This is a genomic window from Actinokineospora auranticolor (assembly GCF_041897805.1).
GTDB classification, from domain to species: domain Bacteria; phylum Actinomycetota; class Actinomycetes; order Mycobacteriales; family Pseudonocardiaceae; genus Actinokineospora; species Actinokineospora auranticolor.
In genome coordinates this window covers 5,755,157-5,773,503 of the sequence record NZ_CP154825.1, presented here as the reverse complement: position 1 = coordinate 5,773,503, position 18,347 = coordinate 5,755,157, and the positions used below count along the sequence as shown (strand labels likewise).

The 18,347-nt window shown below is 70.9% G+C and carries 16 protein-coding genes; 7 read left to right on the top strand and 9 right to left on the bottom strand.

Annotated features, from left to right (window positions below; all coding sequences use genetic code 11):
* Positions 1-43: 43 nt before the first annotated feature.
* Positions 44-1,165, bottom strand: a complete 1,122-nt coding sequence (locus V5P93_RS25160; protein WP_146108177.1) for a hypothetical protein — start codon at positions 1,163-1,165, stop codon at positions 44-46.
* Positions 1,166-1,456: 291 nt separating this feature from the next.
* Entirely contained in the window at positions 1,457-1,885 is a 429-nt protein-coding gene (locus V5P93_RS25155) for a hotdog fold thioesterase (protein WP_104480972.1), read from the bottom strand.
* A 43-nt stretch (positions 1,886-1,928) separates the two neighbouring features.
* Here V5P93_RS25155 and polA point away from each other — a divergent pair, with 43 nt between their 5' ends.
* Positions 1,929-4,667 carry a DNA polymerase I gene (gene polA, locus V5P93_RS25150; protein WP_181043662.1) on the top strand — a complete coding sequence of 913 codons (2,739 nt, stop codon included), beginning with the start codon at positions 1,929-1,931 and terminating at the stop codon, positions 4,665-4,667.
* A gap of 749 nt (positions 4,668-5,416) precedes the next feature.
* Positions 5,417-6,496, top strand: coding sequence for a hypothetical protein (locus tag V5P93_RS25145; protein ID WP_104480971.1), 1,080 nt, complete (start codon positions 5,417-5,419; stop codon positions 6,494-6,496).
* Positions 6,497-7,245: 749 nt separating this feature from the next.
* Here V5P93_RS25145 and V5P93_RS25140 read toward each other — a convergent pair.
* The 5 genes from V5P93_RS25140 to V5P93_RS25120 all read right to left on the bottom strand — a co-directional run bounded on the left by V5P93_RS25140 (position 7,246) and on the right by V5P93_RS25120 (position 12,629).
* Positions 7,246-7,893, bottom strand: a complete 648-nt coding sequence (locus V5P93_RS25140) for a TetR/AcrR family transcriptional regulator (protein ID WP_245931480.1) — start codon at positions 7,891-7,893, stop codon at positions 7,246-7,248.
* Positions 7,890-9,869: a YhgE/Pip domain-containing protein gene (locus tag V5P93_RS25135; protein ID WP_104480968.1), complete on the bottom strand. Its 1,980-nt coding sequence runs from the start codon at positions 9,867-9,869 to the stop codon at positions 7,890-7,892. Before V5P93_RS25135 ends, V5P93_RS25140 begins: the two co-directional genes overlap by 4 nt.
* 79 nt (positions 9,870-9,948) lie before the next feature.
* On the bottom strand, positions 9,949-10,575 hold the full coding sequence (locus V5P93_RS25130) for a hypothetical protein (RefSeq protein WP_104480967.1): 627 nt from the start codon (positions 10,573-10,575) through the stop codon (positions 9,949-9,951).
* Between the two features lie 312 nt (positions 10,576-10,887).
* Positions 10,888-11,799 carry a GNAT family N-acetyltransferase gene (locus tag V5P93_RS25125; protein ID WP_104480966.1) on the bottom strand — a complete coding sequence of 304 codons (912 nt, stop codon included), beginning with the start codon at positions 11,797-11,799 and terminating at the stop codon, positions 10,888-10,890.
* On the bottom strand, positions 11,796-12,629 hold the full coding sequence (locus tag V5P93_RS25120; protein WP_104480965.1) for a class I SAM-dependent methyltransferase: 834 nt from the start codon (positions 12,627-12,629) through the stop codon (positions 11,796-11,798). Before V5P93_RS25120 ends, V5P93_RS25125 begins: the two co-directional genes overlap by 4 nt.
* Before the next feature lie 255 nt (positions 12,630-12,884).
* Between V5P93_RS25120 and rpsA the strand changes: the two genes are divergently transcribed.
* From rpsA to V5P93_RS25100, 4 genes are all read left to right on the top strand, one after another.
* Positions 12,885-14,390, top strand: a complete 1,506-nt coding sequence (gene rpsA, locus V5P93_RS25115; RefSeq protein ID WP_104480964.1) for a 30S ribosomal protein S1 — start codon at positions 12,885-12,887, stop codon at positions 14,388-14,390.
* Positions 14,391-14,596: 206 nt separating this feature from the next.
* Complete coding sequence (locus V5P93_RS25110) at positions 14,597-14,995, top strand: hypothetical protein (protein WP_104480963.1); 399 nt, start codon at positions 14,597-14,599, stop codon at positions 14,993-14,995.
* A gap of 252 nt (positions 14,996-15,247) precedes the next feature.
* Entirely contained in the window at positions 15,248-15,607 is a 360-nt protein-coding gene (locus V5P93_RS25105) for a hypothetical protein (RefSeq protein ID WP_104480962.1), read from the top strand.
* A gap of 65 nt (positions 15,608-15,672) precedes the next feature.
* Positions 15,673-16,842: an IS4 family transposase gene (locus tag V5P93_RS25100; RefSeq protein ID WP_374065849.1), complete on the top strand. Its 1,170-nt coding sequence runs from the start codon at positions 15,673-15,675 to the stop codon at positions 16,840-16,842.
* 236 nt (positions 16,843-17,078) lie between these two features.
* Here the strand turns inward: V5P93_RS25100 and V5P93_RS25095 are convergent, their stop codons facing one another.
* A complete protein-coding gene (locus V5P93_RS25095) occupies positions 17,079-17,447 on the bottom strand; it encodes a VOC family protein (protein WP_219824218.1) in 369 nt (122 codons plus the stop codon).
* A gap of 60 nt (positions 17,448-17,507) precedes the next feature.
* Here V5P93_RS25095 and V5P93_RS25090 point away from each other — a divergent pair, with 60 nt between their 5' ends.
* On the top strand, positions 17,508-18,098 hold the full coding sequence (locus tag V5P93_RS25090) for a hypothetical protein (protein ID WP_146108424.1): 591 nt from the start codon (positions 17,508-17,510) through the stop codon (positions 18,096-18,098).
* On the opposite strand, the gene V5P93_RS25085 is transcribed toward V5P93_RS25090, so the two are convergent.
* On the bottom strand, positions 18,095-18,310 hold the full coding sequence (locus V5P93_RS25085) for a hypothetical protein (RefSeq protein ID WP_104483681.1): 216 nt from the start codon (positions 18,308-18,310) through the stop codon (positions 18,095-18,097). The genes V5P93_RS25090 and V5P93_RS25085 overlap by 4 nt on opposite strands.
* Positions 18,311-18,347: the final 37 nt, after the last annotated feature.

Here is an 18,347-nt window from a genome sequence, read left to right as displayed (position 1 = left end):
CCACGATGGGCCGCCCCCCGGCAGGGGAGCGGCCCATCGGTCGTCAGTGGGTGACCTCTTCGCGGAGCCGGATGAGGGTGCCGGTCGCGTCGTAGCCCCAGCCCATGCCGAACCCGTGCCAGGACGAGCCCCAGTCGCCGTCGAGGGGCGTCTGCGCGAGGGTGGCGTTGAGGAGGTCGTCGCAGAACGCGAAGGCCTGCAGGCGCCCGTCGTCGTTCACGGCCAGGTGCGCGGCTCCCAGGGCGGGGCTGGACTCGGGCAGTTGCGGGTCGAAGGCCCGCCAGCCCACCCAGCCGTCGCACCCGCAGCCGAACTGCCGGTTCGCGTGGATGGTGCCCGCCGAGACCGCGAGGAGCTGGATCTTGCCGTCGGGGAGGTTGGCGGTGTCGGGCACCGTCGGCAGGACGATGCCCATGCCGTACCCGCTCGACCAGGCCTCGGAGTTCGGGCCGTCCTGCTGGATGTGGTTCACCTGGCCGTCGACGCCCCGGTAGAACAGCTCCATCCACTGGTTCTCGGTGGCCAGGTTGCCGTTGTTGACCGCCACCGCGAGGTCGCCGAGCACCGCGGTGTCCAAACCGGGCAGCTGGACCAGCGCCGTCCACGTGTCGCTGCCCGGCGCGCTCTGCCTGCTGGTCATGATCCGGCCGCGCGCCTGGTCGACGACGAAGACCTGCAGGCAGCCGTTCTGGTTGGTGGAGATCTTCGGGTCGGTCATGCCCGCGATGGGGTTGGCGGGGTTCAGCGGGATCCAGTCCGTCCAACCGGTGCCGGTCGCGCTGTCGGGGTCCTGGTGGATGACCTGGCAGACACCGGCGGCGGTGCAGGTGACGACCTGGAGGTGCCCGTTGCCGTCGAGGATCGCGTCCTGCCGCCCCTGGATGTCGTCACCGAGCCGGGACAGCGGGCTGAACGCGTCGCCGACGCAGACCTGGTAGGTGTGCATCAGCTGGTCCCCGGAGACGCCGAAGACCTCCAGCCTGCCATCGGCGTTGGCGGCCGCGACCAGGCTGGTGAACGAGGTGCGGTTGCGGCTGAGCCAGTGCCAGCTCCCGTTGAACCGCCCGCCGGGCAGGCTCTGGTGGGCGTACCAGGGCAGGCCGTCCGCCCCGATCGAGAAGAACCACATGTACCCGTTGCCGTCGACCGCCACGTTGTTAGCCATCGTGCTCCACCGTCCCTGTGCGCTGGTATCCGACATAGGTCGAATGGGGACCGGACCCGGCTTGGGAATCGACGGTATCCGGCCACAGTGGACACGTAAACGGTCGCGACGACGATGCGCTCAGTCGGGCGGTCACCGGGCGTGGGAGAAGCGGATCCACCCACGGTCCGCTGTCGAGGACCACACCCGTCACCCACTGGAACCCCACACCGGTCGCGCGGTGGTGCGCAGCGGAGAACGGGTTCGGACTGCCGTACCTGCCCGCGGCAGCGGAACGCGGGGTTCCCGGGACTACTGGCCCGGCGGGCGGTTCACCGCGACGCAGGTCAGGCGGGCGGTGCAGGTGCGGCGGTCGTCCTCGTCGGTGATCACGATCTCGAAGGTCGACGTGCTCCGCCCGAGGTGCAGCGGCGTGCACACCCCCGTCACCAGCCCGGCGTGCGCCGCCCGGTGGTGCGTGCAGGACAGCTCCAGCCCCACCACCAGCTTCCCCTCCGGCGCGTTCAGGCTCGCCGCCACCGACCCCAGGGTCTCCGCCAGCGCCGCGTTGGCGCCGCCGTGCAGCAGGCCGTACGGCTGCCGGTTGCCCGCCACCGGCATGGTCGCGACCAGCCGCTTCGGGTCCCAGTCGGTGAACAGGATGCCGAGCTTGTCCGTCAGCAGCTCGTCCGCGAACTCGCTCCGCACGCCGGGCAGGCCGCCCAGCTCCGTCCCGCTCATGGGTCCTCCGATCGGTGTCGGTGCCCCACCCTAGACTCGGACCGTGCCTGCGAAGACTGAGACCCGTGCCACGACCTCGGCAAACCACGGGGCTGCCCCGCGGCTGCTGCTCATCGACGGCCACTCCATGGCGTACCGGGCGTTCTTCGCGCTGCCGAAGGAGAACTTCCAGACCGGCACCGGCCAGCACACCAACGCGGTCTACGGCTTCACCTCGATGCTCATCAACCTGCTGCGCGACGAGGCCCCCACGCACCTGGCGGTGTGCTTCGACGTCTCCCGCAAGACCTTCCGCACCGAGCAGTACGCCGAGTACAAGGCCAACCGCTCGGCCAGCCCCGACGAGTTCAAGGGGCAGGTCAGCCTCATCGAGGACGTGCTGGGCACGCTCAACATCCAGAAGCTCGCCCTGGACAACTACGAGGCCGACGACCTCATCGCCACCCTCACCACGCAGGCCACCGCCGCGGGCTTCCAGGTCGCCATCTGCACCGGCGACCGCGACGCGCTCCAGCTCGTGACCGACGACGTCACCGTGCTCTACCCGGTCAAGGGCGTCTCCGAGCTGGCCCGCTTCACCCCCGAGCTGGTGCTGGCGAAGTACGGCGTCACCGCGGCCCAGTACCCCGACTTCGCGGCCCTGCGCGGCGACCCCAGCGACAACCTGCCCAAGGTCCCCGGGGTCGGCGAGAAGACGATCACCAAGTGGATCCAGCAGTTCGGCTCGCTGGGCGACCTGGTCGACCGGGTCGACGAGGTCAAGGGCAAGGTCGGCGACTCGCTGCGCGCCAACCTGGCCAACGTGCTGCTCAACCGGCAGCTCACCGAGCTGGTCCGGGACGTGCCGCTGGCGGTCGGGCCGACCGACCTGGCCGTGCGCGACTGGGACCGCGACGCCGTGCACCGGCTCTTCGACGAGCTGGAGTTCCGGGTCCTGCGCGACCGCCTGTTCGCCACCCTGTCCACCGCCGAGCCCGAGGCCGAGGAGGGCTTCGAGGTCAGCGGCGGCGCCGTCGCCGAGGGCGAGTTGCCCGGCTGGCTGGCCGAGCACGCGCCGAAGGGCACCCGCATCGGGTTGTCCTTCCGCGACGTGTCCACCGGCGTGTCCGGGCAGGCCGTCGAGCTGCGGTCGGTCGCCCTGGCCACCGCGGGCGGCGAGGGCGTGTTCGTCGACGTCACCACGCTGACCGAGGCCGACGAGACCGCGTTCCGCGCCTGGCTGGCCGACCCGGACGCGCCCAAGCTCGCGCACGACGTCAAGCGGTCCCTGCACGCCCTGCGCCACCGCGGCTGGGAGCTGGGCGGGCTGGCCACCGACACCGCGCTCGCCGCGTACCTGGTGCGCCCCGGCCAGCGCACGTTCAACCTCGACGACCTCGTCCTGCGCTACCTCCAGCGCGAGCTGCGCGTCGAGGACGGCGACGGCGAGCAGCAGCTGTCCCTGCTCGACGACGAGGGCGACGACGAGCGCAAGCTCGCGGCGGGGGAGATCCTGCGCGCCCGCGCGATCGCCGAGCTGGCCGACGCGCTCGACACCGCGCTCACCGAGACCGGCCAGGCGGCGCTGCTGGTCGACATGGAGCTGCCGCTGCTGCGCGTGCTGGCCGACGTGGAGTCCGTCGGCATCGCCGTGGACACCGAGAAGCTGGGCGAGCTGGAGTCCGACTTCGCCACCCGGGTCCGCGACGCCGAGCGGTCGGCGTTCGACGTGATCGGCAAGGAGATCAACCTCGGCTCGCCCAAGCAGCTGCAGGTCGTGCTCTTCGACGAGCTCCAGATGCCGAAGACCAAGCGCACCAAGACCGGCTACACCACCGACGCCGAGGCGCTGACCACGCTGTTCGAGCAGACCCAGCACCCGTTCCTGGCGCACATGCTCGAGCACCGCGACGCCACCCGGCTGCGGGTCACCGTCGAGGGCCTGATCAAGTCGGTGTCCGACGACGGCCGCGTGCACACCACGTTCAACCAGACCATCGCGGCCACGGGCAGGCTCTCGTCCACCGAGCCGAACCTGCAGAACATCCCGATCCGCACCGAGGCGGGCCGCACCATCCGCGACGCCTTCGTCGTCGGCGACGGCTTCGTCGACCTGCTCACCGCCGACTACAGCCAGATCGAGATGCGGATCATGGCCCACCTGTCGGAGGACGCGGCGCTGATCGAGGCGTTCAACTCGGGCCACGACTTCCACGCCGCCACCGCCGCCCGCGTCTTCTCCGTAGCGCCGACCGCGGTCACCCAGGAGCAGCGCGCCAAGATCAAGGCGATGAACTACGGCCTGGCGTACGGCCTCTCCGCCTACGGCCTGTCCCAGCAGCTGCGGATCACCACCGAAGAAGCCCGCGCCCTGATGGACGACTACTTCGAGGGCTTCGGCGGCGTCCGCGACTACCTGCACGAGGTTGTCGCCCAAGCCCGCAAGGACGGCTACACCGAGACCCTGTTCGGCCGCCGCCGCTACCTCCCGGACCTGACCAGCGACAACCGCCAGCGCCGCGAGATGGCGGAGCGGATGGCGCTCAACGCCCCCATCCAGGGCAGCGCGGCGGACATCATCAAGGTCGCCATGCTCAACGTCCACCGCGAACTGACCACGGCCGACCTCCGCACCCGAACCCTGCTCCAGGTCCACGACGAACTGGTCCTGGAGGTAGCCGAAGGCGAACAGGAACGGGTCGAGGAACTGGTCCGAGCCCAGATGGCCGCCGCCTTCACCCTCCGCGTCCCCCTCGACGTCTCGGTCGGCTTCGGCAAGTCCTGGAACCAGGCGGCGCACTGAGCATCGCTCCCTCCTGACACCGTCCCCGACTCGGCAGGTGATGGCCGCGCGCCCTTCCGCGCCAACGTGGCGGGGAAGGGCACGCGGTTTCCACGCCTGGCCTCGTTCTCCGCACCCGACTTCGTCCTCTCCGGGCCGGTGGCGGTCGCGGCATCTGCCTGGTCCCGACGTGCTCAACTCATCCGGCACAGTCCTCGACTCGGCGGGCGATCGCCGTGACATCCCTCTTCCCCGCACTCCACCACCTGACCGCCACGTGATCCAGCACCGCCGCCCCACAGCACCTTCTCCCGCCCTGCCTCACTCTCTTCCCAACCGACCCAACCTCACCGCCCTCCCTCACCCTCTCCGCACCCACCCCGTAACCGCCGCCCGCGTGCCCGCCCCACCTCAACGCGACCTGGCCACACCGCACCCACCCCACAACCGCCGCTTGAGTCCAGCCCCCCACCTGACGCGACTCGCCCCCACCATTCGCCGTGATTGGGTGGACTTGCTTTGCGTGGGGGGACGAGCCTGCCAAGCTCGCCCGCGGGTGGGGTGGGCTTGCCCATCCCCACCGCTCTTCCCCACCGCAGGCTCGTAGGGGCCCCGCGCAAAGCAAGTTCGCCCAATCGAGGCCCCACAGCTTTTCCGCGAACAGCCGGACAAACCCAACTCGACCCGCAGGCGACAGCACCCCACGACGTCCCCTATGGACGATCAAGACCTCCTGGCCGGAACCAAGCAGCACGCCCTAACCTGGCACCATGAAATTCTGGGGACGTCGCTCGACCGCGCCCGCGAAACGGACGCCCATCACCGGCCACGCGTGGATAGACCCGATCCTCGACGCCGCCATCGCCGAGGTCACCGACGGCCACCTCAGCGCCGCCATCACCGTCCTCGCCGAGGTACGCGACGACCCCGAGACCCGCGACCTCCGCCTGGACAAGCTCACCAACGCGATCCCCCTGGGCCGCGCCGACGACATCGCCGAGCTGGCAGTCGAGCACCACGACCCGGAACTGGCCCTGCTGGCGGGCTCCTGCTACGCCCAGGAAGCGGGCGCCATCCGCGGCGGCGGCTGGGCGAGCACCGTGGGGGAGGAGCGGTTCCAGCTGGTCCGCGCCACCGCGGGCAAGGCCCTGCCGTTCCTGCACGGCGCCGCCGAGGCACTGCCCGACGACCCCATCCCGTGGGCCGAGCTGATGTCGACGGCCGTGCTGCTCGGCATCAAGCGCGAGCAGCACGACGAGCTGTGGGGCGAGGTCCACCGCCGCTGCCCGACCCTGTGGACCGCCAACCAGACCCGCATGTGGCTGCTGTGCGAGAAGTGGAACGGTTCCCACGACGAGATGCTGCGCTTCGCCCACCAAGCGGCCAACGAGGCCCCGGCGGGCGACCCGGTCACCGCCGTCGTCGCCATGGCCATCGCCGAGTTCCTGATGTACGAGGGCCGCGAGCACGACGCGGGCCGCGACCGCCGCCGCTTCCAGCGCGAGGCGCTGACCAAGTCGATGAGCATGGTCGAGGGCGCCGCCGACAAGTGGTTACGCGCCGAGAAACCGCACCCGCGCGCCATCGCCGCGCACAACAACTTCGCCGTCGTCTTCGGTCTCGCCGGTCACGAACAGCGCACCCTGCTGCACCTGCTCGGCATGCGCGACCGCCTGACCGGCTTCCCCTGGGACTACTTCGAGGCCGAGCCCGGCGACCTGTTCCACGAGTTCGTCGAGAAGTACTGGCCCGCCGACCTGGAAGTGACCGACCCGGACGCCGACCCGGAGCCGGTCGTCCCACCGCGTAAGCCGTGCCGAGGCCCTTGCCCACCCACGGCGCACACGTGAACTGACGGACGCCCACCACGCCGAGCCGCTGAACTTGGCGGCCTCGGCGGGCACCACACGTACCTCGGCCATCGCCGGGTGGAGTGGGCCATGGACCTGCTCGCGCACGCGAAACCTGATGGTCACCGAGATCCGCGATCTGGTCGGGTTCACCAGCCCGGGTTCCGTGTCCCGCCATTTCACGGAGCCGGTGGGCTGCCCGGGAATCGAGTCCTGCGGGCGGGTGGTCGCCCGTCGCGGCACGTCTCGAACCCTGGCTGCTCCGCAATGGCCCGGCCCAGGTCCGCAATCGTGGACAAGCCGAAGCAGCCGGGCAAACCCTTGCGTTCATCACGTGGAGATGCGATCACCGTGCGGGGCGCTGGACCAGGGTGTGCCAGCCGGTTCAGTCTCACCGAACCCGGGTCCTGGGCGACTTTCGCCGATCGTGCCCGCCGTGCGAGTCCGGTTGGTACAGCTGATCCGCCCTCCACGAGAACGGATCCGCGACGCGCTCCACGCCCGATCGCCTGTCCCCGGCTTGGACGCCAGTCGCGTTGGCGGTGGGGGTGCTGTTCGGCGTGGTCGCCGCCGCGGTGCAGGAGGTCTCCCCGACCTGGCACCTGTTGGGGCACAACGGGCCCGCGGGAGACTCGTGGTGGTACGTGCTCGTCACCCCTACCCCGGTCACCCTCATCGCGGTTGCCTCCATCGCCGCGCTGGCCGCATTTCTCTGGCGACGACGTATCAAACCCATCCCGCTCTACGCGCTACTCGCCCTGCCTATAGGCGCAATCGGCGCCCTCTTGCCTTCTTTCCTCCTGCACGGCACCTGACCGCAGCCCCCGCACCAACGCCAGCACCGCGTCCCGAACCTCTTCACGCGTCTGCTCCGGCGCGAACACCTGCCAGTCCAGCGCGACCACCAACACCGTCCCGAACAACGCCGACGCCGCCGTCGTCACCCGCACCCCGTCCGGCAGCTGCCCGGCGTCCGCCAACCTCGACAGCTGGGCCCGGATGATCGTCGTCACCTGTTCCCGCAGCAGGGTCAGGGTCTGTTGCCACTGGCCCGGGGTCCGCCACAGCTCGCTCACCAGCAGCTGCGCGAACGTCGGGTACTCGGCGAAGAAGACGAGCATCCCGTCGACCATGCGGGAGAGGGCGTCCGCCGCGTCGACCGCTTCGTCGGCGGACCGCAGGTGGTCGGCGAGCAGGTCGACCCCGAAGCGGAGCAGGGCGTCGATCAGGCCGTCCTTGCTGCCGAAGTTGTAGTACACCGTGCCCTTCGCCACCCCGGCCTCGGCGGCGATCTCGTCCACCGTCAGGCCGACCATGCCGCGGGTGCCCGCCAGGCGCAGGGTCGCGTCGAACAGCTTGCGCCGGGTGGCGCCGGTGCGGGCGGGACGGCCGGTCACAGCACCAGTTCCGGCTTGAGCCGCGCCGGGGTCCACACCCGCTGCCTGCGCGCGGCGATCGTCGACACCACGAGTCCTCCGATCAGGTAGGCGGCCAGCACGCCGATGTCCGCGGCCAGTCCGGACGCCGGGCCACCGTAGAGCAGGTGCCGCAGCCCGTCGACCACGTACCCCATCGGCAGCGCCCGGTGCAGCGGGATCAGCGCGTCCGGCAGCGTCTGCCAGGGGAACGTGCCGCCCGCGCTGATCAGCTGCAGGATCAGCACGACCAGCGCGACGAACTTGCCGACCGGGCCGAGGAACGCGTTGAGCGCGTGCACGATCGACACGAAGGTCAGCGACGTCAGCACCAGGAACCCGAGGGTGGCCAGCGGTCGGGCCGGGTGGATGCCGATCAGCGTGGTCACCGCCGCGAACATGATCACCACCTGCGCCACGCCCAGCATCGCCGGGGTCAGCCACCCGGCCAGCGCGGTGCGCGCCGCCGGGTGCCCGGCCGCCAGTGCCCGGTTGGACAGCGGCTTGATCAGCAGGAACAGCACGAACGCGCCGATCCACAGGGCCAGGCCGAGGAAGAACGGCGCCAGACCGGCCCCGTAGCTGCCCGCGCTGTTCTCCCCGACGGTCCGCACCGCCACCGGGTCGCCGATGGTCTGCGCCGTGGCGCTGCGGGTCGCGTCGTCCGGGTGCGGGATCTGGTCGAGACCGGCGGTGAGGCCGTCCCGCAGCTGCACCGTCCCGTCGGCCAGCGTCTTCGTGCCGGTGGCGAGCTGGTCCGCGCCGTCCACGGCCGACTTCTCGCCGTCGCGCAGCGTCGCCGCGCCGTCCCGCAGCTGCGACGTCCCGCTCGCCAGGTCTTTCGCGCCCGCCGCGGCGGTGCCGATGCCGTCGGCCAGCGCCGGGGTCGCGGCGGCCAGCGCGGCGTTGCCGTCGGCGACCTTGTCGGCACCGTCGGCCAGCGTCCGCAACTGCGCCGCCGCCGTGCCGACCTGCGTGTTCGCCTGCTCGATCGGCGTCCGCAGCTGCCGGACCCGCGCCATGATGTCGTTGACCGCCTGGTCCGACAGCCCCGCCTCGCGCAGCTTCTCGGTCAGCCCCGTGTCGAGCTGGCCCAGCTGGCCGGTCATGGTGGACGTCGCGCTCGCCAGCTTCTCCGCCGTCGCCGCGACCTGCTCGTTGCCGTCGGCGACCTGCCGCGCGCCCTGCGCCAGCTGCGCGGTCTGCGCGGGCAGGCCCTTCGTCTTGTCCCGCAACGTGTTCAGACCCGTCGAGAGCTGACCGGCGCCCGCGGCCGCGTCGACCGTGCCGTCCGCGAGGCGGGTGGCGCCGTCGAGCAGCTGCCGCTGCCCGCTCGCCAGCTGGGTCGCGCCGGTGTTGGCCTGCGTCGCGCCGTCGGCGAGCTTGGTGGCGCCGTCGGCGGCCTGGCGGGTGCGGTCGTAGACGGTGCCGAAACCGACCAGGAACTTCTCCGCCGCCTGCTCGCCGACGGCCTTGGCCACCGACCGCCGCACCTCGCCGACGACCCGGTCGGCGATCGTGCCGACGAGGTAGTTGTTGGCGTCGTTGGTGGTCACGGTGATCATCCCCTGGCGCGGCGCGAACTGCGCGGACGACGCCAGGGACGACGAGAAGTCGGCGGGCAGGGTGATGGAGAAGGTGTACTCGCCTGCGCGCACGCCGTTCTCCGCGTCGACCGCGCTCACCTCGTGCCAGTCGAACTTGCCGGAGCTCTTCAGCTCGTCGGCGACCTTCTGGCCCGCGTCGAGCCTGCTGCCGTCGGGTTCGGTGGCGCCGGTGTCGCCGACCACGACCGCGGCCGGGATCTTGTCGAGCCGGTTGTAGGGGTCGGCGTTGGCGTAGAGGTAGAGGGAGCCGTACAGCAGCGGCACCAGGACCAGGGCGAGCACGGCGAGCTTGGGCAGCGTGCCGGAGCTGACCCGGCGCAGCTCGTTGCGGGCGAGGCGGATGACGCTCACGGCAGGAACTCCAACGGGGCGGTGGGGCCCGGCTCGCGGACCGGGGCTTCGGAGTGGGCTTTCGCTTCCGCGCGGGCGCTCACAGCCCGGACTCCAGCGGCGCGGGCTGGTCCGACTCGCCGAGCCGGGCCGGGGTGAGCGGCAGGCGCAGCGCGGTGGCGGTGCCGCACAGCACGACGACCGCGCGACCCTCGCGGGCCTGCGCGAGTGCCGTCGGCAGCCAGTCCTCGGGGTCGGAGGTGTGCCGGTCGGGGGTGTCGAGGACCAGCAACTCGGCGCCGGGCCGCTCGGCGGCCAACCCGGTGAGCAGCGCGATGCGGGCCGCGGGCGCGACGTCCTCGAACCGGGTCCGCGGCGCCAAGCCGTGCTCGTCGAGGAGCCGGGTGACCCGGACGCGGCGGAACCGCGCCCCGCTGAGCGCCAACTCCTCGGCCAGCACGTCGGCCACCCGCAGGTTCGGCTCAGGCGCGGTCACCGCGGGCGCGTCGACGAGGACGGCGTGCTCACGCAGGTGCGCGGCGGTGGGGGAGATGGTGCCGCCGGAGGGGGTTATCCGGCCGGTCAGGGCCAGCCCGAACGCGGTGTGGCCGTCGTTGGGCTCACCGGCCACTACGGCCACCTCACCCGCCCGCACGCGCAGCGAGGTCGGCGCCAGCAGCGGCCCGTGCGCGCCCGTCACCGCGACCTGCTCGGCCATGACCTCCATGCGCCCTCCTTTGAACTGACTGGTCAGTTCAAATAGTGCGCCTGTTCGGGTCGACCCGCAACGGGACATGGAGTGATCCCCACAACCCGATCGAGCGAATCCGGTCTTACCGGCGGGAACCGGACGGCACCGGGCGCCATCCGAGAGCCGTGACCGCGACCAGACAGCTCAAACTGCTCATCGGCGGCCTGCTCTGCGCGCGGCGGGGGTGTTTTCGAAAGACGATCTTCGGGTGGGTGGCGGGGATCGTGTGCCACCGGCAGGGAAGGGCAGGGCCGTCCTGGGGCGGGGGGATCCGCGAAGAGGTGATCTTCAGCGCAAGGCGCTGGCCGGGCGGATTTCCCAGACCGTCCACAGTGGGCGATAGCCCTGGCGGGCCCAGAAGACAGGGGAAAGCGGGTTCGGCGGGTTGTAGTAGAGGAAAGACCCCACCGTCCCCCGATCCAGCAGAGCTCCGTGCGCCACCTCCATCAACGCCCGCCCCACCCCACCCCCGCGCGCCGAGGGCAGCACCGACAGGCAGTTCACATACCCCCACCGCCCGTGCCGCACCCGCGTCTCCGCCCACGTCCCCGGGCCCGACGCCGTGTGCCACCCCTCGACGTGCCCCACCGCGATGCCGTCGCGCTCGGCCAGCCACACCGGGTCGCCCTGGGCCAGGTGCCGCCGCAGCGCGTCCCGCTTGATGCCCGCCGCACCCGCGCGCACGATCGCGCCCCCCACCAGGGCCGAGTACTCGACCTCCGCCATCGCCGACTCGACCAGCGCGTCCAGGTCGCCCATCCCCGCACGGCGCACGTGCGTCCCCGCGACCTCACCCGCCGTGAACGGGGTCGTCCGCACCGCCAGCACCGCCAGCGGTACGAACCCGTGCGCCAGGAACGCCGCCGACGCCTCCGCGTCCCGGCTGGGCCACTGGACCAGGCACGCCGAGTCCCGGCTCGGCGACACGCGGGCCCGCGCCCACCGCCGCAGCAGGGCCTCCACACCCAGCCCGCCCGTCGCGCCGACCAGCGGGTGCAGCTCCCACACCTCCGCCGCCGACCACAGCGTCTGCGGCGTCCCCGGGTCCAGCACCGACCGCGTCAGCACGCCCGCGACCCGCTCGCCGTCGGGCAGCGCCGCGGCCAGCACCTCGCCCGGGGGCGGTGCCACCGCGGCGGGCAGCAGGGGGTCCAGTTCCGCGAACCGCGCCGACTGGGCGCGGACCAGCGGGCCCGTCACCGGCGGCAGCGGAAGATCGCGGTGCCCGGGAAGCGCTCACCGCGCAACGGGCTCCACTGCCCCCACTCCTGCGTGTGGCCGTCCGGCCACTCCGGCTCCACCAGGTCGAACAGGGTGAACCCGGCCGTGGACAGCGCGCGCACGTAGTCACCCAGGGTGCGGTGGTGCTCCACGTACGTGGGAGTCCCGTCCGCGTCGACCTCCACGTACGGGGTCCGGTCGAAGTACGAGCCCGTCACGACCAGCCCGTCCGGGCCCGGGTCGTCCGGGAAGATCCAGCGCATCGGGTGGGTCACCGCGAACGTCCACGTCCCGCCCGGCCGCAGCACCCGCGCCACCTCGGTGAACACCGCGCCGACGTCCGCCACGAACGGCACCGCGCCGAACGCCGAGCAGGCCAGGTCGAACGAGCCCGACGCGAACGGCAGCCGCTCCGCGTTCGCCCGCACCAGCGGCACGGGCGTGCCCGTCGCGGTGTTGGCCGCCGCCGCGTACCGCAGCATCCCGGTCGACAGGTCCAGCCCGACGACCCGCGCGCCTTGGTCGGCCAGCCAGCGCGCGCACGGCGCCGACCCGCAGCCCACCTCGAGGACGTCCTTGCCCGCCACCTCGCCCAGCAGACCGGCGTCCGCCTCGCGCAGCGCCTCCGGGCACCACATGAAGTCGCTGACGCCCAGGAAGTCGCCGTGCTCGCGGTGGTAGTCGTCCGCGTCGGCGTCCCACCAGGCGATGTTCGCCGCCACCGACTCCCGGGACCCGACCTCGACCCGCGCCACCGCCGCCGCGCCGAGGACCCGCTCAGCGCTCGTGCTGTCGCTCACGCGGACCATCCTGGCAGCCCCGGTGGCGCGCCCGGCGCCGGGAGGGTACCCCCGGGTTTGCCCGGTTCTCGCGGGGCCGCGTAGGATACATCCGCGCAGTGGTATCGCGCTGCCCCAGGTTTCTGACCACCGGGAATGCCCGGGGGCCGCGCGGCGTTGGCGGTGTTGGTTCCTGTTCGTTCGGGTGTCCGTCGGCGACACGATCCCGCCGCGCCCGAGAACTGAACCCAACGACCCCCAATCCGTACCGGAGCCACCTACCTAATGTCCACCGACACCACCATTGTCCCGGCTGCAACCGCGCCGAAGCAGCAGGTCGCCATCAACGACATCGGGACGGAGGAGGAGTTCCTCGCCGCGATCGACGCGACGATCAAGTACTTCAACGACGGTGACATCGTTGAGGGCACGATCGTCAAGGTCGACCGGGACGAGGTCCTGCTCGACATCGGCTACAAGACCGAGGGCGTCATCCCCTCGCGTGAGCTGTCGATCAAGCACGATGTCGACCCCGCCGACGTGGTCAGCGTCGGTGACGAGGTCGAGGCCCTCGTCCTGCAGAAGGAGGACAAGGAGGGCCGCCTGATCCTGTCCAAGAAGCGCGCTCAGTACGAGCGGGCCTGGGGCACGATCGAGGCACTCAAGGAGTCGGACGAGCCGGTCAAGGGCACGGTCATCGAGGTTGTCAAGGGTGGTCTCATCCTGGACATCGGTCTGCGCGGCTTCCTCCCCGCCTCGCTGGTCGAGATGCGCCGCGTGCGCGACCTGCAGCCGTACGTGGGCCGCGAGCTCGAGGCCAAGATCATAGAGCTGGACAAGAACCGCAACAACGTGGTTCTCTCCCGGCGCGCCTGGCTGGAGCAGACCCAGTCCGAGGTCCGCAGCGAGTTCCTCAACCAGCTGCAGAAGGGCCAGGTCCGCAAGGGCGTCGTGTCCTCCATCGTCAACTTCGGTGCCTTCGTGGACCTGGGTGGCGTCGACGGCCTGGTGCACGTCTCCGAGCTGTCCTGGAAGCACATCGACCACCCCTCCGAGGTCGTCGAGGTCGGCCAGGAGGTCACGGTCGAGGTCCTCGACGTCGACATGGAGCGCGAGCGCGTCTCCCTGTCGCTGAAGGCGACCCAGGAAGACCCGTGGCGCCAGTTCGCCCGCACCCACGCGATCGGCCAGATCGTGCCGGGCAAGGTCACCAAGCTGGTTCCGTTCGGCGCGTTCGTCCGGGTGGACGAGGGCATCGAGGGCCTGGTCCACATCTCCGAGCTGGCCGAGCGCCACGTGGAGATCCCGGAGCAGGTCGTGCAGGTCGGCAACGACGTCATGGTCAAGGTCATCGACATCGACCTCGACCGGCGCCGGATCTCGCTGTCGCTGAAGCAGGCGAACGAGGGCTTCACCACGGAGACCGAGTTCGACCCGACCCAGTACGGCATGGCCGCCGAGTACGACACCGAGGGGAACTACATCTACCCCGAGGGCTTCGACCCGGACACCCAGGAATGGCAGGAAGGCTTCGAGAAGCAGCGCGAGGAGTGGGAGCGCCAGTACGCGGAGGCGCTCACCCGCTACGAGCAGCACATGAAGCAGATCGCCAAGGCAGCGGAGGCCGACGCGGCCGCCGAGGCCGAGGGTGCCGCGGCCGGTGCCGCGGGCGGCGGGGAGCAGAACTACTCGTCCACCGGCGGCGGCGACAAGCCCGCCCAGAGCGGTGGCACCCTGGCCAGCGACGAGCAGCTGGCCGCCCTCCGCGAGAAGCTCTCCGGCGGCGTCTGATCGTCGGCTAGCTCCTAGCACGCAGTCACCCGAAGGCCCCGCACACCTCGTGCGGGGCCTTCGGGCTGTCGCGGGGTGGCCGCGTGATCCACCCTTGGTTCGCACTCGCCGATCTGCCAAGGGCGACACGCCCGGTCGGTTGGACGTGAGGGAGTGGTCACGCACCCGGCGAAGACGCGCTACCTGCGGCGGTGGTACTTCCGGGTTTGCTCGCTGCGCTCCTGCTCCTGCTCGTGCTGAGGTTCTTCGTGGTCGGTGAGGTGGTGGTTCCGGGTACGGGCTCACCGGCGCGGAGCGTGACCGCGCAGATCCTGGAGTCGCTGATCGCCGCGACGGTGGCCGGGACGTTCATCGCTGCCCTGCTGGTGTGGTTGCTGCCCGCGGACGACCGCGTCCCGGAGTCCGACGTCGTGGAGCCGCGCGAGATCGAGCCGTTGATCCGCGCCGAGGCGGCCACCGCGCGCGAGTGGCGCGTCCGCGCCCACACGGCCTCCTACTTCCGGTCCCGGACCCTGCCCTGGCCGGCCGAGGCGACCCTGGCCCGCAGCGCGACCTCCTCGAGCCGTTCCTCGGCGATGACCCGCTCCCACGGGCATTCGAGTTGACCGAACTGATCAAGGGCCCGGTGCGTGGCGCGGCGCGGGACATGGTCGAGGCGGTGGTGGCCGACGACCGGTTGCTCGCCCGGTGCGCGCGGCGGTCGCAGTGGCACCCGCTCGGGTTCCTGAAGGTGCTGGTCATGTCGAACGCGGCGTTCCAGATCCGGATGAACTACTGGCCGGAGCCGCTGGGGGAGCGCGAGGACATCCACGACCACCGGTTCGACTTCGTCTCCACCGTCGTGCACGGGCTCGCTGGTGGTCGAGCTGTACGAGATCGTGCAGGGCACGGCGGCGGACCGCTACACCGACCGCCTGCCCGCGACCTTCGCCGAGCCCTACCTGCTCGACCACGTCGGCACCGCCTCCGCGCGCGGGATCGGCGCGTACCGCGTCGCCCGCGGTAGCGGGTACGCGACCGACGCGCGGGTGCCGCGCCGGGTCGTGCCCATCGGCGTGCCGGTGGTGACGATGTTCGTGAAGTTCGCTTGCCGCCGTCCGGACGCGACCGTGCTGATCGACCGCGGCGTCCCGGTGAGCGTTCGTCAGGGTCGGCGGTTCACGACGCTGCCGGAGGCGCGCGCGTTCCTGGGGGACATCCTCGGCCTGTGGGACTAGGCGCAATGCCGGTCGGTTAGGTTATGGCGGGGCTGTAGCCTGCGGTGGTGGATCTTGGGTTGGGTGTGCGCGAGGGCGGCGGTCTGGCCGACCGAGCTGCGGTTGGTGTGCTGACTCGGATGTTTCCGGTGGAGTTGGTCGATCGGGTCATTGACCAGTATTGGCGTCGGGAACAGCGGACCCGCGCATTGCCTGCTCGGTTGGTCTTCTATTTCACGCTTGCTTTGTGTCTTTTCCCGAATGAGTCGTACCGGTCGACGATGAAGATTCTCATGTCGGCGTTCGGTCGTGGAGGGCAGGGCTATCGGGTACCGACGACCGGTTCGATCGGTGATGCTCGTCGTCGTCTGGGTTCGGAGCCGATGGAGACCGCGGTGCGGGCGGTGATACGACCGAGAGCGTGCCGGGAGACAATAGGCGCGTGGTATGGGGATTGGTTGTTGACAGCGGTTGACGGGACGACGTTCACGGTGCCGGATACCGAGGAGAACGATCGCGAGTTCGGGCGACCCGGTTCAGGGCGCGGCGAGGGAATGACGGCGTATCCTCAGATTCAAGCGGCGTGTGTGGTCGAGTTGGGAACCCACGCGGTATTCGATGCCCGGATGGATGGCTATGCCGCCGCGGAAACGATGTTGATCGAGGAGATGTTCTCTTCATTGCGGCCGGGTATGCTGGTGTTGGCCGACCGGCACATCTACTCGTCCCGTCGCTGGGCCAAGGCCGTGGATACCGGAGCCGACCTGCTGTGGAGAGTGACCGCGAACCTCGCCCCACGGCCGGTGGAGAGACTATCGGACGGTTCCTGTATCGCCGAGATCACCCCGCCGAGGAGTTCGGGCCAACCATCTTTCCGGCTACGGCTGATCGAGTACCGATTGCCGTGGACGGAGGAGGTGTATCGGTTGGTGACCACGATCCTGGACCCGCTTCTGGCGCCCGCGAAGGAACTGGCCGCGCTCTATCACGAACGGTGGGACATCGAGGGCTTCCTCAAACAGATCAAGAGTGTCCAACTCAATACCGAGAAGATCTTCCGGTCGAAATCGCCCGACGGGGTACGGCAGGAGTTCTGGGCGCATCTGGCGGTGCACTACGCCACGATGTGTGTGCAGGTCGACGCCGCCGATCACGCGAAGCTCGATCCTGATCGGATCTCACACAAAAACACGGTACGCGTCATCCGGTCCCGTATCTGGGCGCCGGGATCTTTCCCCCCTCACGCACAGCGATGACCACTATCGGATGTTGCCGATCGAGGTCGGCAGCGAGATCAACCCGGAACGCCGCCACCGGAGCTACCCGCGGGTGATCAAACGGAAAATGAGCAACTTCCCGGTCAAACGCGCACGACACCGACAACAACTCCGAAACAGCCGACCACCCCACTCGAACATCACCCTCACCCCGCCCAGCACGACCCGACACCGCCGCCGACCAGCCGAAACCACCTAACCGACCGGCATTGGGACTAGGCGGGCTCGATCAGGTCCCACCGGTTCCCGTACAGGTCTCGGAACACCGCCACCACCCCGTACGGCTCCGGACGCGGCTCCTCCTCGAACACCACCCCCGCCGCCCGCATCCGGGCGTGGTCGCGCGCGAACGAGTCCGTCTCCAGGAACCACCCCACCCGGCCGCCCGTCTGCCGTCCCACCGCCGCCTCCTGCTCCGCGCCCACCGCCCGCGCCAACAGCAACGCCGCTCCACCACCAGGCGGCGCCACCACCACCCACCGCTTTCCGTCGCCCAGGTCGTGGTCCCGGACCACCGTGAACCCGAGCGCCCCCACGAAGAACCCCAGCGCCTCGTCGTACGAGCGCACCACCAGCGTGACCATTCCCAGTGACGCCACCGCTTCCGCCTTCCTCCTCGGCCCCGCCCGATCTACCGTGTGGCGATGCGCGTCATCCTGCCCGTGGGGCTCGCAGCGGTCCTCGTGGCCGGGTGCACCTCCACGCCGCCCGCCCAACCACCGCCGAGCAACGCCGCGCTGCCGGTGTTCACCACTACGACCGCCCCGGCGCCCCGTGGTGAGCGGACGGTGCCCGATTCGTGCGGCAAGGTCCTCACCCGTGACGACCTCGACCGGACCCTCGACTCCGTGGTCACCGGGCGCACCGAGGCCGTCGTCGGCGTGGCGCTCCAGAGCATCGGTCGCACCGGTCGCATCGACTGCTACTACGGCGTCCCCGAGGGACAACCCAACTCCGCCGCCGTGCTCACCGTCGGGCTGGCGGGCTATGTGGACTCCTCGTCCGCCCTCAAGCGCGTTCGGGAGACCGTCGACGCCGAACGCGACAAGGGGACCGCGCCCGTCGAGGTGGCCGTGGGCGCGGACAAGGGATTCCTGCTCGACGGGACGACCCGCTCGCTCGTCGTCGCGCACGGGAAGGTGACCGTCTCGATCACGGCGACCGCCGCGCTCGTTCCGGCAGACCGGGCCGCCGACGTGCTCGGGGCGCTCGCCGACCGGGCGCTGCGCGGCTAGGCGGCGCGCTCCGAGGGGGCCCAGACCCGCTCCAGCGCGGCCTCGGCGGCGCGCCAGCGCAGACCGGCCAGGCTGTGCCGGGCGGGCACCACGATCGTCGACCACCAGTTCCGGCGGAGTTCGGCGAGGGCGGCGGCGACGGGGCGGTGCTCGACGCAGTGCACCAGCCCCGGCGTGCCGAGCCGGTGCCTTCCGTGACTCGTCTCGTGCATCAGTTCCTCCGCAAGGGTGACCTTCGCTGGACCCACC

Coding starts and splice junctions, on each gene's coding strand:
- V5P93_RS25160 (WP_146108177.1), bottom strand. CDS start 1,165: ATGGCTAACAACGTGGCGGTCGACGGCAACGGGTACATGTGGTTCTTC.
- V5P93_RS25155 (WP_104480972.1), bottom strand. CDS start 1,885: ATGAGCGGGACGGAGCTGGGCGGCCTGCCCGGCGTGCGGAGCGAGTTC.
- V5P93_RS25145 (WP_104480971.1), top strand. CDS start 5,417: ATGAAATTCTGGGGACGTCGCTCGACCGCGCCCGCGAAACGGACGCCC.
- V5P93_RS25130 (WP_104480967.1), bottom strand. CDS start 10,575: ATGGAGGTCATGGCCGAGCAGGTCGCGGTGACGGGCGCGCACGGGCCG.
- V5P93_RS25120 (WP_104480965.1), bottom strand. CDS start 12,629: ATGGTCCGCGTGAGCGACAGCACGAGCGCTGAGCGGGTCCTCGGCGCG.
- rpsA (WP_104480964.1), top strand. CDS start 12,885: ATGTCCACCGACACCACCATTGTCCCGGCTGCAACCGCGCCGAAGCAG.
- V5P93_RS25095 (WP_219824218.1), bottom strand. CDS start 17,447: ATGGTCACGCTGGTGGTGCGCTCGTACGACGAGGCGCTGGGGTTCTTC.
- V5P93_RS25090 (WP_146108424.1), top strand. CDS start 17,508: ATGCGCGTCATCCTGCCCGTGGGGCTCGCAGCGGTCCTCGTGGCCGGG.
- V5P93_RS25085 (WP_104483681.1), bottom strand. CDS start 18,310: ATGCACGAGACGAGTCACGGAAGGCACCGGCTCGGCACGCCGGGGCTG.